The organism is uncultured Clostridium sp. (assembly GCF_963527835.1).
In the GTDB taxonomy this organism is placed as follows: Bacteria; Bacillota; Clostridia; order Clostridiales; family Clostridiaceae; genus Clostridium.
In genome coordinates this window covers 1-14,986 of record NZ_CAURTC010000058.1, presented here as the reverse complement: position 1 = coordinate 14,986, position 14,986 = coordinate 1, and the positions used below count along the sequence as shown (strand labels likewise).

The following is a 14,986-nucleotide window of genomic DNA, read 5'->3' as shown; positions in this document are numbered from 1 at the left end:
GGTTGAAACTTATGCATTATTAGGATTCGTTGTATCATTCTTATTAGTAAATGGTATATTTTAATAATAGCTTATTATAGAATTAGGATGTGAAGATTATGTCTAACATAAATAATTTAACTTCTAGAATCGTAAAAGATGCAGAAGATAAAAAGAGAATAATCTTATCAGAAGCTGAAGAGAAGAAAAGTAAAATAATTGCTAAAAAGCAAGAAAAGGCTGCTTCAGAAGAAAAGATTATTATGCAAAAAGCTGAAACAGAAGCTGTAGCAAGAGAAGAAAGAATCATTTCTAGTGCACAATTACAAGCAAGAAACGAAAAGTTAAAATCAAAACAAGCAGTTATTAGTGAAGTTTTTAAAACTACTACAGAAGAACTTTGCAATGTATCAAGTGATGATTTTAAAAGCTTTGTAAAAACTATAATATTAAATAGTAATCTTTCAGGAGATGAAAATTTAATACTAAATGAACAAGGTAAGAAAATGATTGATTCTGATTTTGTAGCAGAATTAAATAGAGAAATTGGTTCAAAAGGAAATATAACTCTAATTGATAAAACTGGAAACTTTAAGGGTGGATTCATATTAGAGAAAGATGGCATAGAAATAAATAATACTTTTGAAGCTTTAGTAAATTCATTAAAAGATGAAATGGGTCTTGAAGTAGCAAGAGTATTGTTTAGTTAAGGAGGTTAACTAATGGAGATAATGCAATTTAGTCAAGTTATACCTAGACTAAGAGTATACGAGACAAAACTCCTTGATAAATCAAAGATTGACAGAATGATCGATTCCAATTCTGCCAATGAAGCATTAAAAGTGCTTCAAGAAACAGAGTATGCCAATGTTATGACAAATGTTAAGAGAGCAGAAGATTATGAATTTATATTAAGTGAAGAATTAAAAAGATTATTCAACTTAATGTACGAAATAAGTCCAATGAAATGTCTTGTTGACTTAATGAGTATTAAATATGATTATCAAAATATAAAAGTAATCTTAAAAGGTATCTTTCTAAAAAAAGATTTATCTTATCTATTAATTCATGTTGGAACAATTGAAGCTTCAAGATTAAAGCATTTAATAGAAAACAATGAATTAAGAGACTTACCTCAAATTATGAGAGAAGCAGTTGAAGAGTCAAAAGATAAATTTGAAACTACTAAAGATCCTCAAGTACTTGACATTATTTTAGATAAGTATATGTTTAAACAATTAGTACAAATTAAGAATGAAATAAAAGATAACTTTGTTAATAAATATGTAGGAGCTATTATAGACTCTACAAATTTGAAAACTCTTTTAAGAGTTAAAAAGCAAAACAAAGGCAGGGAATTCTTTGCTTCAGTTATTATTGAAGGAGGCTCTTTAGATAAAGATAAGCTATTAGGAATGTTAAATGATGCAGTTGAAAACATATCTAATAAACTTTCGTTCACTGATTATAATGATTTAATAAAATCAGGTATAGAGCACTATACAAAGACAGGTTCAGTGAGCTTATTAGAAAAGTTAGTTGATAACTATATCATGGATATGATGAAAGACGCCAAAATAATACCTTTTGGAGTTGAGCCTTTATTAGCTTATATTTATGCAAAAGAAACAGAAATAAAGATTATAAGAATTGTAATGGTTGGCAAACTCAATAATATTTCTACGGAAGTAATTAGAGAAAGGCTGCGTGATATTTATGTTTAAAAAAATAGGTGTAGTTGGTGATAAGGATTCAGTTTTAGCTTTTAAAGCTTTAGGTATCGACGTTTTCCCAGTAGTTGGAAACGAAGAAGCGAAAAAAACTGTTGATAGATTAGCAAAGAATGATTACGCAGTTGTTTTTGTAACAGAACATGTTGCACAAGGTATCGAAGAAACGATTGAAAGATACAATAAAGAAGTACTTCCTGCTGTAATATTAATTCCAAGCAATCAAGGAACATTAAATATAGGTATGCAAAGAATAAGCGATAACGTAGAAAAAGCTGTAGGCGTTAATATTTTATAGAAAGGTAGGTTGGTAAGGTGAAGACCGGAAAGATAATTAAAGTTTCAGGACCTTTAGTAGTTGCTGAAGGTATGGATGAAGCTAATATATATGACGTTTGTAAGGTTGGAGAAAAGGGTCTTATCGGAGAAATCATCGAAATGAGAGGCGATAAGGCATCAATCCAAGTATATGAAGAAACTTCAGGAATAGGACCTGGGGATCCAGTTGTTACAACTGGAGAACCTTTAAGTGTTGAACTTGGACCAGGACTTATTGAATCAATGTTTGATGGAATACAAAGACCACTAGATGCATTTATGGAGGCAGCTAAGTCAAGCTTCTTAACTAGAGGAGTATCAGTTCCTTCATTAAATAGAGACAAGAAGTGGGACTTTAAACCAACAGCAAAAGTTGGTGATGAAGTTAAATCTGGAGATGTAATAGGTACAGTACAAGAAACTCCAGTTGTTGAACAAAGAATAATGATTCCAATTGGAATTGAAGGTAAAATAAAAGAAATCAAAGCTGGTAGCTTCACAATTACTGAAACAATTGCTATAGTTGAAACTGAAAAAGGCGATAGAGAAGTTCAATTAATGCAAAAATGGCCAGTAAGAAAAGGAAGACCATATTCAGCAAAGATTAACCCAATTGAGCCAATGCTTACAGGACAAAGAGTTATAGATACATTTTTCCCTGTTGCTAAAGGTGGAGCTGCTGCTATTCCAGGACCATTCGGAGCTGGAAAAACAGTAACACAACATCAAATTGCTAAATGGGGAGATGCAGAAATAGTTGTTTACGTTGGATGTGGAGAACGTGGTAACGAAATGACAGACGTTGTTAATGAGTTCCCAGAACTTATTGACCCTAAGACTGGCGAAAGTTTAATGAAGAGAACAGTTCTTATAGCTAATACTTCAAACATGCCAGTTGCAGCTAGAGAAGCTTCAATATATACAGGTATCACAATAGCTGAATATTTCAGAGATATGGGATACGCAGTATCAATAATGGCTGACTCAACTTCAAGATGGGCTGAGGCATTAAGAGAAATGTCTGGTAGACTTGAAGAAATGCCTGGTGATGAAGGATATCCAGCTTACCTTGGATCAAGACTTGCTGACTACTATGAAAGAGCTGGTAAAGTTGAATGTTTAGGTAATGATGGAAGAATTGGTTCTATAACAGCAATCGGTGCAGTATCACCTCCAGGAGGAGATATTTCAGAACCAGTATCACAATCAACACTTAGAATAGTTAAAGTGTTCTGGGGTCTAGATGCACAACTTGCATATCAAAGACATTTCCCAACTATTAACTGGTTAACATCATATTCATTATATGCTGATACAATAGATAAATGGATGAATGGTAATGTTGCTGATAATTGGGGCGCATTAAGATTAGAAGCTATGACTATACTTCAAGATGAAGCTCAATTACAAGAAATCGTAAGACTTGTTGGTATTGATGCATTATCTGAAAAAGATAGATTAAAATTAGATGTTGCTAAATCAATTAGAGAGGATTATTTACAACAAAATGGTTTCCATGAAATTGATACTTATACATCATTAAAGAAACAATATAAGATGTTAAGTCTTATATTAGGATATAGAAAAGAAGCAGAAAGAGCTTTAGAAGCTGGAGTATACTTAAATGATATCTTAGCTATGGAAGACTTAAAAGATAGAATTGCTAGAAGTAAGTACATACACGAAGATGATTTAGATAAAATTGATCAAATCGCTGTAGACTTAAAAACTGCAATTGATAACCTAATAAACAAAGGAGGGGTAGCAAATGCTTAAAGAGTATAGAACAGTTACTGAAGTTGTTGGCCCTTTGATGGTTGTTGAAGGTGTTGAAGGCGTTAAGTATGATGAACTAGTTGAAATTGAACTTCATACTGGTGAAAAAAGAAGAGGTAAGGTTCTAGAAGTTAATGGATCAAAAGCAATGGTTCAAATATTCGAAGGATCTTCAGGAATAAATTTAAAAGGTACTAAAGCTAAATTCTTAGGTAGACCACTTGAACTTGGTGTATCTGAAGATATGTTAGGAAGAGTATTTGATGGTATGGGTAGACCTAATGATAATGGTCCAGACATAATACCAGAAAAAAGAGTAGATATAAATGGTGAAGCTATTAACCCTATGGCTAGAGACTTCCCATCAGAATTTATTCAAACTGGAGTTTCTGCAATTGATGGACTTAACACTCTAGTTAGAGGACAAAAGTTACCTGTTTTCTCAGCATCAGGACTTCCGCATGCAGAACTTGCAGCACAAATTGCAAGACAAGCGAAAGTTTTAAATTCAGATTCTAAGTTTGCGATTGTATTTGCAGCTATAGGTATCACTTTCGAAGAAGCTCAATTCTTCCAAGATGAATTTAAGAGAACAGGTGCCATTGACAGATCAGTTCTATTTATGAACTTAGCATCTGACCCCGCTATCGAAAGAATAGCTACACCAAGAATGGCTCTTACTTGTGCTGAATACTTAGCTTATGAAAAAGGAATGCAAGTTCTAGTTATAATGACTGATATTACAAATTATGCAGAAGCATTAAGAGAAATTTCAGCAGCTAGAAAAGAAGTTCCAGGTAGAAGAGGATATCCAGGATACCTATATACTGACCTTTCTACATTATATGAAAGAGCAGGAAGATTAAGAGGTAAAGAGGGTTCAATCACTCAAATTCCAATACTTACAATGCCTGAAGATGATAAAACTCATCCAATTCCAGATTTAACTGGATATATTACTGAAGGCCAAATTATCCTTTCAAGAGAATTATATAAGAAGGGTATAATGCCTCCAATAGATGTTTTACCATCACTTTCAAGACTTAAAGATAAGGGTATTGGTAAAGGAAAGACTAGAGAAGACCATGCAGATACTATGAACCAATTATTTGCGGCATATTCACAAGGTAAGCAAGCAAAAGAATTATCAGCTATCTTAGGAGAATCTGCTTTATCAGATACTGATAAGAAACTTGCTAAATTTGCAGAAGCTTTTGAAGACGAGTATATATCTCAAGGCTTTAATACAAATAGAACAATTGAAGAAACTCTAAACTTAGGATGGAAGTTATTAAAGATGCTTCCTAGAACTGAGCTTAAGAGAATTAGAGACGAATACCTTGAAAAATATATGCCAAGAGAGGAAGAGTAGTCTATGGCAAAGCTAAATGTTAATCCTACTAGAATGGAACTCTCTAAGCTTAAAAAAAGATTAACTACCTCAACAAGAAGTCATAAGCTTTTAAAAGATAAACAAGATGAATTAATGAGACAATTCATTAACCTTGTTAAATATAATAATAAGCTAAGAAAAGAAGTGGAAGATAATCTACAAGGTTCCCTTAAGGATTTCGTTATGGCTAGAGCCGTTATGAGCTCTGAATTCCTAGAAGAAGCTATTGTATATCCTAAGGAACATATTTCTGTTGAAGTTGGCGAAAAGAACGTAATGAGTGTATCTGTTCCTGTTATGAACTTTAAGAGACAACTTGAAGGCGATGAAGGAAGTATATATCCATACGGATTTGCCAATACATCATCAGAACTTGATGATACACTTTCTAAGCTTTATGAAATTCTTCCACAATTACTAGAACTTGCAGAAGTAGAAAAGTCATGTCAATTAATGGCTAACGAAATTGAAAGTACTAGAAGAAGAGTTAATGCTCTTGAATATATGACAATTCCTCAACTTCAAGAGACTATAAAGTATATTAGAATGAGACTTGATGAAAATGAAAGATCTGCTACAACTAGATTAATGAAAGTTAAGAGCATGATTGAACAAAGAGCATAATAAAAAGGAGCGCGTAAGCGTTCCTTTTTTTATTCTTTAGGAATTTATAAAAATATTAAATCTGTGGAGAATTTCTAGAATATCGTGTTTTAAAGGTATGATGAGCATCTCTAAAGAATAAAAAATAATCATATGCTGCACCATTATTCCTGCACTGCGTTTGGAAAGGATGCATGGCTAAAAAAATCGACGGCTCTAAAGTCGCCTTGGCGATTTTGTTCTTCTTTAGGAATTTATATTACTAAAGAATCTGTGAATAACTTCTAGAATACTGTATTTTAAAGGTATGATGAGAACCCCTAAAGAATAAAAATATTATACAAAAATATAATTATAGATAAAATAAAATTGCTAAAATATAATAAGTCCTTGAAAAAAATTCGAATATATACCATAATTAAGTATATAACTTATAATTAATCAGGGGGAATTAAATGTGAAAAAGAAGATTTTAAGCGCTATGTTATCGCTTACATTAATTTTTAGTTTAAATACTACTGTTGTGTGGGCATCTAGCAAAGATGACACTACCAAAATAACAATACTTCATACAAATGATACACATTGCAGAGTACTTTCAGAAGATGGAGGGTTTGGATTTGCAAAAATAGCAACTATAGCTAATGAAACTAGAAAGGAAAATCCAAACACATTATTAGTAGATGCAGGAGATACTTTACATGGAAAACCAATAGTTAATGTTAGTAAAGGGGAAAATGCTGTTAAAATATTAGATGCGGTAGGATATGATTTCATGGTTCCAGGCAATCATGATTTTAATTATGGGAATGAAAGACTTATAGAATTAAGTAAACTTGCTAAAAATTTTAAGATGTTAGATGCTAATGTAAAAAAGAATGGAAAAGATATGTTAACACCTTATGAGATTATAGAAAAAGGAAATGTTAAAATTGGTGTTTTTGGAATATCAACTCCAGAAACAGCTTACAAAACTAATCCTGTTAATGTAAAGGACGTAACATTTGAAAATCCGATAACTGTATCAAAGGAAATGGTTAAAGAATTAGAAGATAAGACAGATGTTATTGTAGCATTAGCGCATGTGGGATTAGATGATAGTTCAGTTGTTACATCTAAGGATATTGCTGAACAAGTTAAAGGTATTGATGTTATAATAGATGGACATAGTCATACAACTTTAAATGATGGTTTAGTAGTTAATAATACTTTAATAGCACAAACTGGTGAATATGATCAAAATCTTGGGATTGTAGAATTAGAAGTTAAAGATAATAAGGTTACAAATAAAAAAGCTAAATTATTAAATTCAAAAGATTATAAAGAGTTAAAAGAAGATGAAAAAGTAACAACTTTATTAAATGATATTAAGGCTGAAAACGATAAAACTTTTTCAGAAGTTGTTGCAAGTACAGATGTATTATTAGATGGAGCTAGAGGAAATGTAAGAACTAAAGAAACAAACTTAGGCAATATAGCTGCTGATGCAACTAGAGAGATTACTAAAGCTGATATTGCATTTTTAAATGGAGGAACTTTAAGAACTTCAATTGAACCAGGAGAAATAAATAAAGGAAAACTTGCTGAATTGTTCCCATTTGGTAGTATAGCACAAACTATAAAATTATCAGGTGGTGATATAGTTAAAGCATTAGAAGTATCAGTAGGGGCATATCCAACAGAACAAGGTGGATTTTTACAAGCAAGTGGAATAACATTTTCATTTGATCCAACTAAGGAAAAAGGAAATAGAGTTTTTGATGTAAAAGTTGGAGAAAATCCAATTGATTTAAATAAGGAATACACTGTAGCTATAAATGATTTCTTATCTCAAGGTGGAGATGGATATACAATGTTTAAAACTACTGTTGTAGGAGAATTTGAAACATATGACGATATTTTTACAAAATATTTAAATAATAATGGAACTAAGGATGCTACTACTTTAGGTAGAATACAAATTAAAGAAAATGCTAAAGAAATAGGAAAAAATCAAGAAAATGTAGTGGTTACTCAAACTGTTCAAGCACCTCAAGCACCTGTTCAAAATGAAACTGTATATACTGTAATTGCAGGTGATAATCTTTCTAAAATAGCTAGAAGAAGTAACACTACATGGCAAGTATTAGCACAATATAATAATCTACAAAATCCTGATTTAATATTTGTTGGAGATCAAATTAAAATTCCAGCATAATTTGTGTTAGTTATATAAAAGCAGAAACATGATGAAAAATGTTTCTGCTTTTTTACTATAGAAAAATATAAAAAATAAAGATGATTTTAATACGCTTTTTTCTATAATTAGAAAACCTTAATAATTTTGTAATTGATAAGATATGGCTTTAATAGTATAATCAAACGTGGATAACTTTAACTAATAGTATTTTTATTTAGCTAAGGAGTAGATAATAAAATGCAATATATATTAGCTATGATAGTTACATTATTGTTATCGCTATTAATTATGCCAATAGTAATGAAACTAGCAATTAAATTGAAATTTACAGATAAACCAACAAAAAGAAAACAACATAAAAAAGAAACCCCATTATGTGGTGGAATAGTATTATACATATGTTTTTTTATTTCTTTTTTCTTATTTGTAAAAGATGATATAAAACAACAAATAGTTGTATTTATAGCAGCGACAGCAATATTATTAATAGGACTTATAGATGATTATTATAAAACAAGATTTAAAGAATTTGCTATACTTCCAAGATTGATTATTCAATTGTTATCAGCTGTACTTGTTTTTAAGGCAGGAATAGCATTTATGGGATTTACTAATCCATTTACTGGAGAATTTATAGAGTTAAGTAAAACCATACAATTTTTATTAACAATTACTTGGATATTTGGAGTTACAACTGTAATTAATTGGTCTGATGGTATGGATGGATTAGCAGGTGGAATTTCACTTATTTCAGCAATAACTTTTTTACTTGCAGCAATAATATTAAGACAACAAGTGTCAGCAGAAACATCAATAATATTAATAGGATCTATATTGGGATTTTTATATTATAATAAGTTTCCTGCAAAAGTATTTATGGGAGATTCGGGTGCTAATTTTTTAGGATTTATATTAAGTGTTATAGCATTAGATGGTGCATTTAAACAAGCTACTGTATTGAGTTTATTTATACCTATTTTGGCTTTAGCAGTTCCTATATTTGATAATTTATTTGTTATATTTAAAAGATTTTCAGAAGGAAAACCTGTTTATCAAGCAGATAGAAGTCAAATACATTTTAGACTTGAAGAAAAAGGATTTACTCCTAAACAAGTGGTAAATTACATAATGATAATAAGTTCTGTTTTTAGTGCAATTTCTATTATACTTTTACTTATTAAAGTTTAATAAGTAAAAGCATATGTGGGTTATTTGCTATTTAAAATAAAAACTTTACAAATTAAATATAGTAATATATAATTAGAAATAATTTCTTATCAAGAGTGGTGGAGGGACTGGCCCGATGAAACCCAGCAACCAATATACAATGTGTATAAGGTGCTAAATCCTGCAGTGAATGACTGATAGATAAGGGGAATTTTATTTTAGTGTAGAAGTTTATTATGCCTAAAGGAATACCCTTTAGGCATTTTTTTTATTCTTTAAACCAGTTATACAAAAGTTTGTGGATAGCTGGAATATAAATTTAGTTAAAGATTAAGAAATGAATCCTAAAGAATAAAAAAATAATCATATTCCGCACCATTATTCCTGCACTGTGTTTGGAAAGGGTGCATGGCTAAAAAATCGACACTCCAAAGTCGCTTAGCAATTTTTTATTTAAAAAAGGGGGCAAAAAAATGAATATTAAAAATTTATTCAGAGACAAAAAGGTGGTTTTTTCATTTGAAATTTTTCCACCAAAAACAACATCATCCATACAAACTATATATGATACTTTAGAGGAGTTAAAAGGATTAAATCCAGATTATATAAGTGTTACCTACGGGGCAGGTGGCAGTGTTAAAAACAATAAGACTATTGAGCTAACTTCTCTTATAAAGAATAAATATGGAATTGAAGCAGTATCACATTTAACTTGTATTAGTTCAACTAAGAGTGATATAGAATATTATTTAAGAGAATTTGAAAAGAATAATATAGAAAATATACTTGCATTAAGAGGAGACATTCCTATAGGGAGTAAGATTACAGGAGATTTAAATCATGCTAATGAATTAATTAAGCATATAAGCGATAATGGAAATTTTAATATAGCCGCAGCATGTTATCCAGAAGGCCATATAGAGCATAAAGGATTATATAGAGAAATTGAGAGTATGAAGAGAAAAGAAGAGGCAGGAGCATCTTATTTTATATCTCAGTTGTTTTTTGATAACAATTTATATTATAATTTTCAAGACGAGGTTCGTGCTGCTAATATAAATCTACCTATTGAAGCTGGAATTATGCCTGTAACAAATAAAAAACAAATTGAAAGAATTTTATCTTTGAGTGGAGCATCACTTCCAGATAAATTTAAAAGAATAATGGAAAGATATGAGCACAATCCAGAAGCTTTAAGAGATGCTGGAATTGCTTATGCAGTTGAACAAATCGTAGACCTAATTTCTACAGGTGTGGATGGAATACATTTATATGTTATGAATAATCCATATGTAGCTAAAAGAATAAGCCAAAGTATAGAAAGCATTCTATTAACAGTAAATCAAATTTAATAATAGTAAATCAAAATTAATTCGTTTAGGAGGATACAATGATGGAAAAAGTAGAAAGTTTTGAATTAGATCACAGAAAGGTTAAAGCACCATACATAAGAAAATGTTGTTTACTTGATGGTAAGCTTGGAGATAAGGTAACAAAGTTTGATATAAGATTTCTTCAACCTAATAAAGAAGAATTTGGTACAGCAGCAATGCATGGACTTGAACATTTATTAGCACATGAACTTAGAGCAAAATTAGAAGGGATAATTGATTTATCACCTATGGGCTGTAGAACAGGATTCTATTTAAGCATATGGGGAGATAGAGAAGCATCAGAAATAAAAGAAGCACTAGAATATTCATTAGAAAAAGTTTTAGAAGCAAAAGAAATACCAGCAGCTAATGACATTCAATGTGGAAATTATAGAGACTTATCTTTATTTGGTGCTAAGGAATATGCTAAAGAAGCATTAGAAAGAGGATTCTCTCTTAGCATATACGGAGAATAAAATGTGTAATACAAAACAACTTAAAATACCTAAGGATGAAGTCCTTAGGTATTTAGGTTATAAAAAGCAAAAATTAACAGAATCAATAGATGAATTAATAGAAAAAACCATAGATGAAAGTAGAAATTTAATTATTCCTAAATGTGTCTATTGTAAATACAAAAAACATACTGAAAATGATGGGGTACATGTTGCTAAAACAAATCTAATTTTAAAAGGAGAAGATATTAAAAATCATCTTCTTTATGCAAAGGAAATGTTTGTTATAGCAGCTACTGTTGGAAATAAAATAGAACAAAAAATTAGATTATATGAAAAAGTAAATTTAACAAAAGCTCTAATTTTAGATGCTTGTGCAACAGTAGCAATAGAAGAATTTTTAGATGAACTAGAAGAAAAAATAAGGTTAGATGCAAGAAAAGAAAACCTTGCGATAACATTTAGATATAGTCCAGGATATGGAGATTTACCACTGAATATTCAAAAAGATATAGTAAATACATTAAATGCAGATAAAGCAATAGGACTTACTGTATCATCACATCATTTGTTATTTCCTAGGAAATCAGTTACAGCAATAATTGGACTTATTCCTATAGAAAAAGAAGAAAAGCAAAGAGGGTGTGAAATATGTAAGAATTATAATAATTGTAGTTTTAGAAAAGAGGGGACTAATTGTGGGGCTTAAAGAATTTATAAAAGATAATATACTTGTATTTGATGGAGCAATGGGGACAATGCTTCAAAAGGAAGGATTAAAACTTGGTGAAAATCCAGAAATATTCAATATTGAGGAAAGTGAAAAAGTAAAAAATGTTCATAAACAATATATAGAAAATGGAGCAATGGTTATAACATCAAACACTTTTGGAGCTAATGAGTTAAAGCTTAACAAGACAGATTATACAGTAGAAGAAATCATAGATGCAGCAATTTCTATAGCAAAAGATGCTAGAAAAAATAATAATGTATATGTTGCATTAAATATAGGACCAATAGGTGAATTGTTGGAACCTATGGGCACTTTAAGTTTTGAAAGAGCTTATGAGATATTTAAAAGACAAATGATACAAGGGGAAAAATCCGGTGCAGATTTAATATTAATTGAAACTATGACGGATTTATATGAGGCTAAGGCGGCGCTTTTAGCAGCAAAAGAAAATACTAAATTGCCTGTTTTTTGCACTATGTCCTTTGATGAAAGTGGAAGAACTTTTACAGGTTGCACGCCAGAAAGTATGGCAATTACTTTAGGCGGAATGGGAGCAGATGCTATAGGAATAAATTGTTCATTAGGGCCTAAAGAATTACTTCCAATAGTAAAAAGAATAAAGAAAGCAACTAATATACCTATAATGACACAACCTAATGCAGGATTACCTAAATTATCTTTTGGAGAGGCTATATATGATATTATGCCAGAAGAATTTAAATATTGGGTAAATGAATTTATTAAGGAAGGTGTAAGCATAATTGGGGGATGCTGTGGAACCAATCCAGAATTCGTTAAAGAATTACGTTTACTTGCTGATACTAATAGAAGATTGAAAAAAGAAAAAGTTGAGTTTTCAGCTGTATGTACACCATCAAAGGTAGTGAAAATTGAAGGGGTAAAAATAATTGGAGAGAGAATAAATCCAACAGGCAAAAAGTTATTTAAAGAGGCTCTTAAAAACAATGATATTGATTATATATTAAAGCAGGCAATAGAGCAGGTTGAAGCAGGAGCAGAGATACTTGATGTGAATGTAGGATTACCAGAAATAAATGAAAAAGAAATGATGGTAAAGGTTGTAAAAGAAATTCAAGGTATTATAGATACACCGCTGCAAATAGATTCATCAAATGTAGAGGTAATTGAAGCTGGATTAAGGCATTATAATGGAACGTGTATTGTTAATTCTGTCAATGGAGACGATGATGTTTTAGAAAAAATATTACCACTAGTAAAAAAATACGGTGCAAGTATAGTTGGACTTACTTTAGATAAAAAAGGTATACCTAAAACAGCAGAGGAAAGAGTTGAAATTGCAGAAAAAATAATAGAGAAAGCTAAAAAGTATGGAATAGATAAAAGCAATGTGTTTATTGATTGCTTAGTGCTAACAGCTTCTGCGCAACAAGCTGAGGTTAAAGAAACCTTAAAAGCTTTAAGAATAGTTAAGGAAGAATTAGGAGTAAAAACATTACTTGGAGTTTCAAATATATCTTTTGGATTACCTTGCAGAGAACTTATTAATGAAACATTTTTAGCCATGGCAATAGCTAATGGATTAGATCTTCCTATAATGAATCCTAATAGTACTGGGATGATGGATGTAATAAATTCATATAACGTACTAGCTAATATAGATAAAAGCTCAGAAAAATATATTTCTATATATGGAAATAGGGAAATCCATAGTGCATTGAGATATAATTCTAAAGGAATAAATGAATCAATTAAAAACAAAGAAACTGAAAGTGCTAATATTGATTTAAAATACATAGTTATAAAAGGATTAAAAGATGAAGCAGAAGAGGCTACTAAAAATATTCTAAAAAGCATGAATGAATTAAGTGTTGTTAATGAAATATTAATACCAGCACTTGATGAGGTAGGTCTAAAATATGAGAAGGGTGAAATATTTTTACCTCAATTAATACAATGTGCAGAAACTGTTAAAAAGGCTTTTGATGTTATAAAACAGAGGTTGATTCTTAATAAATCAAATAATATATCAAAAGGGAAGATAGTATTAGCAACTGTAAAAGGTGATATTCATGATATAGGTAAAAATATAGTTAAAGTAATTCTTGAGAATTATGGATATGAAATAATAGATTTAGGTAAGGATGTTCCAATAGAAACAGTTGTAGATATTTCTTTGAAAAATGAGGTTAAATTAGTTGGTCTTAGTGCTTTAATGACAACAACATTAAAAAGCATGGAAGAAACAATTAAAGCATTAAAGAATAATGGATATAATGGCAAGGTATTTGTTGGTGGAGCGGTATTAACTTCAGAATATGCTAAACAAATAGGTGCCGATTATTATGCCAAAGATGCTAGAGAATCAGTTGAGATAGCTAAAGGTGTATTGAATAATTAGCGAAAATATAAGTTTTCTTAAATTGAGAAAGATATTTCTTAATTTAAGAAAACTTTTTTTATTTGGTTGTGTTTTAATAAAGTGTTAACATAAATTACTTTATAATAAACGCTTATTTTAAATATAGAATTTTATTTAAAGCCAGATTATAAATAAAAATGATTATTAAAAAATATTTATAGAAAAATATTTAAGTATTTACTAAAGAACCTTAATCATGTATACTGATGTATATACAGCAAAAGGGGGATTTGCCATGAATAATAAAATTAAACAAATGGTTTATGCAGCATTATTAACTGCATTAGCAATAATAATACCGATACAATTTGGGTTCTTAAAGGTAGTAATACCACCATTTACGGCTACGTTAGCTTCTCATGTACCAATGATGTTAGCTATGCTTATATCACCAGCAGTATCTATAGTAGTAGGAATTGGTTCAACACTAGGCTTTTTAATGTCAGGTATGCCAATGGTAGTAGTGTTTAGAGCAGCAACTCATATACTAGTAGGATATGTTGGGGCTAAAGTTCTTATAAAAAATAGAAATTATATGAAAGCTACAATAGTTACAGCACCTATTCACGGTATAGCAGAAATGATAGTTGTAATTCCATTTATAGGATTTGATCTTTTTCAATTATTAATAGTCACAGCAGTAGGTACTATTATACATCACTTTATAGACGGAACAATTGCGTATTCATTAGCAAAAGCTATGTCAAAAGCAAGAAATACAGATATATATCATGTTTTTGGAGATTTCTTTGAAGATAAAGATGTACAATCACAAATTTAAAAAATAATAAACAAATAAGGAGGTATTCTAATTTTTTAGAATACCTTTTTATTGTGTGCCCAGCATGGGCACGTACTAATCGGTGAAAGTCCGTAATG

At 30.3% G+C, this 14,986-nt stretch carries 13 protein-coding genes and 1 riboswitch; all 13 genes read left to right on the top strand.

Annotated features, from left to right (window positions below; all coding sequences use genetic code 11):
* The first annotated feature begins 98 nt into the window (after positions 1 to 98).
* Entirely contained in the window at positions 99 to 689 is a 591-nt protein-coding gene (locus RYM86_RS17630; RefSeq protein WP_315082122.1) for a V-type ATP synthase subunit E family protein, read from the top strand.
* Between the two features lie 12 nt (positions 690 to 701).
* Positions 702 to 1,703 (top strand): V-type ATP synthase subunit C, encoded by a 1,002-nt coding sequence (locus tag RYM86_RS17625; protein WP_315082121.1) that lies wholly within the window; start codon positions 702 to 704, stop codon positions 1,701 to 1,703.
* Entirely contained in the window at positions 1,696 to 2,007 is a 312-nt protein-coding gene (locus tag RYM86_RS17620; RefSeq protein WP_315082120.1) for a V-type ATP synthase subunit F, read from the top strand. Before RYM86_RS17625 ends, RYM86_RS17620 begins: the two co-directional genes overlap by 8 nt.
* A 17-nt stretch (positions 2,008 to 2,024) precedes the next feature.
* On the top strand, positions 2,025 to 3,803 hold the full coding sequence (locus RYM86_RS17615; protein WP_315082118.1) for a V-type ATP synthase subunit A: 1,779 nt from the start codon (positions 2,025 to 2,027) through the stop codon (positions 3,801 to 3,803).
* Positions 3,796 to 5,175, top strand: coding sequence for a V-type ATP synthase subunit B (locus RYM86_RS17610; RefSeq protein WP_315082117.1), 1,380 nt, complete (start codon positions 3,796 to 3,798; stop codon positions 5,173 to 5,175). The genes RYM86_RS17615 and RYM86_RS17610 overlap by 8 nt, the downstream gene beginning before the upstream one ends.
* 3 nt (positions 5,176 to 5,178) lie before the next feature.
* On the top strand, positions 5,179 to 5,820 hold the full coding sequence (locus tag RYM86_RS17605; protein WP_035785526.1) for a V-type ATP synthase subunit D: 642 nt from the start codon (positions 5,179 to 5,181) through the stop codon (positions 5,818 to 5,820).
* A gap of 436 nt (positions 5,821 to 6,256) precedes the next feature.
* Positions 6,257 to 7,996, top strand: coding sequence for a 5'-nucleotidase C-terminal domain-containing protein (locus tag RYM86_RS17600; protein ID WP_315082114.1), 1,740 nt, complete (start codon positions 6,257 to 6,259; stop codon positions 7,994 to 7,996).
* A 219-nt stretch (positions 7,997 to 8,215) separates the two neighbouring features.
* Positions 8,216 to 9,166 (top strand): MraY family glycosyltransferase, encoded by a 951-nt coding sequence (locus RYM86_RS17595; protein ID WP_315082112.1) that lies wholly within the window; start codon positions 8,216 to 8,218, stop codon positions 9,164 to 9,166.
* An 83-nt stretch (positions 9,167 to 9,249) separates the two neighbouring features.
* Positions 9,250 to 9,353: riboswitch (SAM riboswitch) on the top strand.
* Between the two features lie 265 nt (positions 9,354 to 9,618).
* The gene (gene metF / locus RYM86_RS17590) at positions 9,619 to 10,497 is read left to right on the top strand and encodes a methylenetetrahydrofolate reductase [NAD(P)H] (protein ID WP_315082111.1); all 879 of its coding nucleotides are present in this window, start codon (positions 9,619 to 9,621) and stop codon (positions 10,495 to 10,497) included.
* 41 nt (positions 10,498 to 10,538) lie between these two features.
* Complete coding sequence (locus tag RYM86_RS17585) at positions 10,539 to 10,994, top strand: S-ribosylhomocysteine lyase (RefSeq protein ID WP_315082110.1); 456 nt, start codon at positions 10,539 to 10,541, stop codon at positions 10,992 to 10,994.
* Between the two features lies 1 nt (position 10,995).
* Entirely contained in the window at positions 10,996 to 11,682 is a 687-nt protein-coding gene (locus tag RYM86_RS17580; protein WP_315082109.1) for a methionine synthase, read from the top strand.
* On the top strand, positions 11,672 to 14,086 hold the full coding sequence (locus tag RYM86_RS17575; protein WP_315082107.1) for a homocysteine S-methyltransferase family protein: 2,415 nt from the start codon (positions 11,672 to 11,674) through the stop codon (positions 14,084 to 14,086). Before RYM86_RS17580 ends, RYM86_RS17575 begins: the two co-directional genes overlap by 11 nt.
* Before the next feature lie 256 nt (positions 14,087 to 14,342).
* Complete coding sequence (locus tag RYM86_RS17570) at positions 14,343 to 14,888, top strand: ECF transporter S component (RefSeq protein WP_315082105.1); 546 nt, start codon at positions 14,343 to 14,345, stop codon at positions 14,886 to 14,888.
* Positions 14,889 to 14,986: the final 98 nt, after the last annotated feature.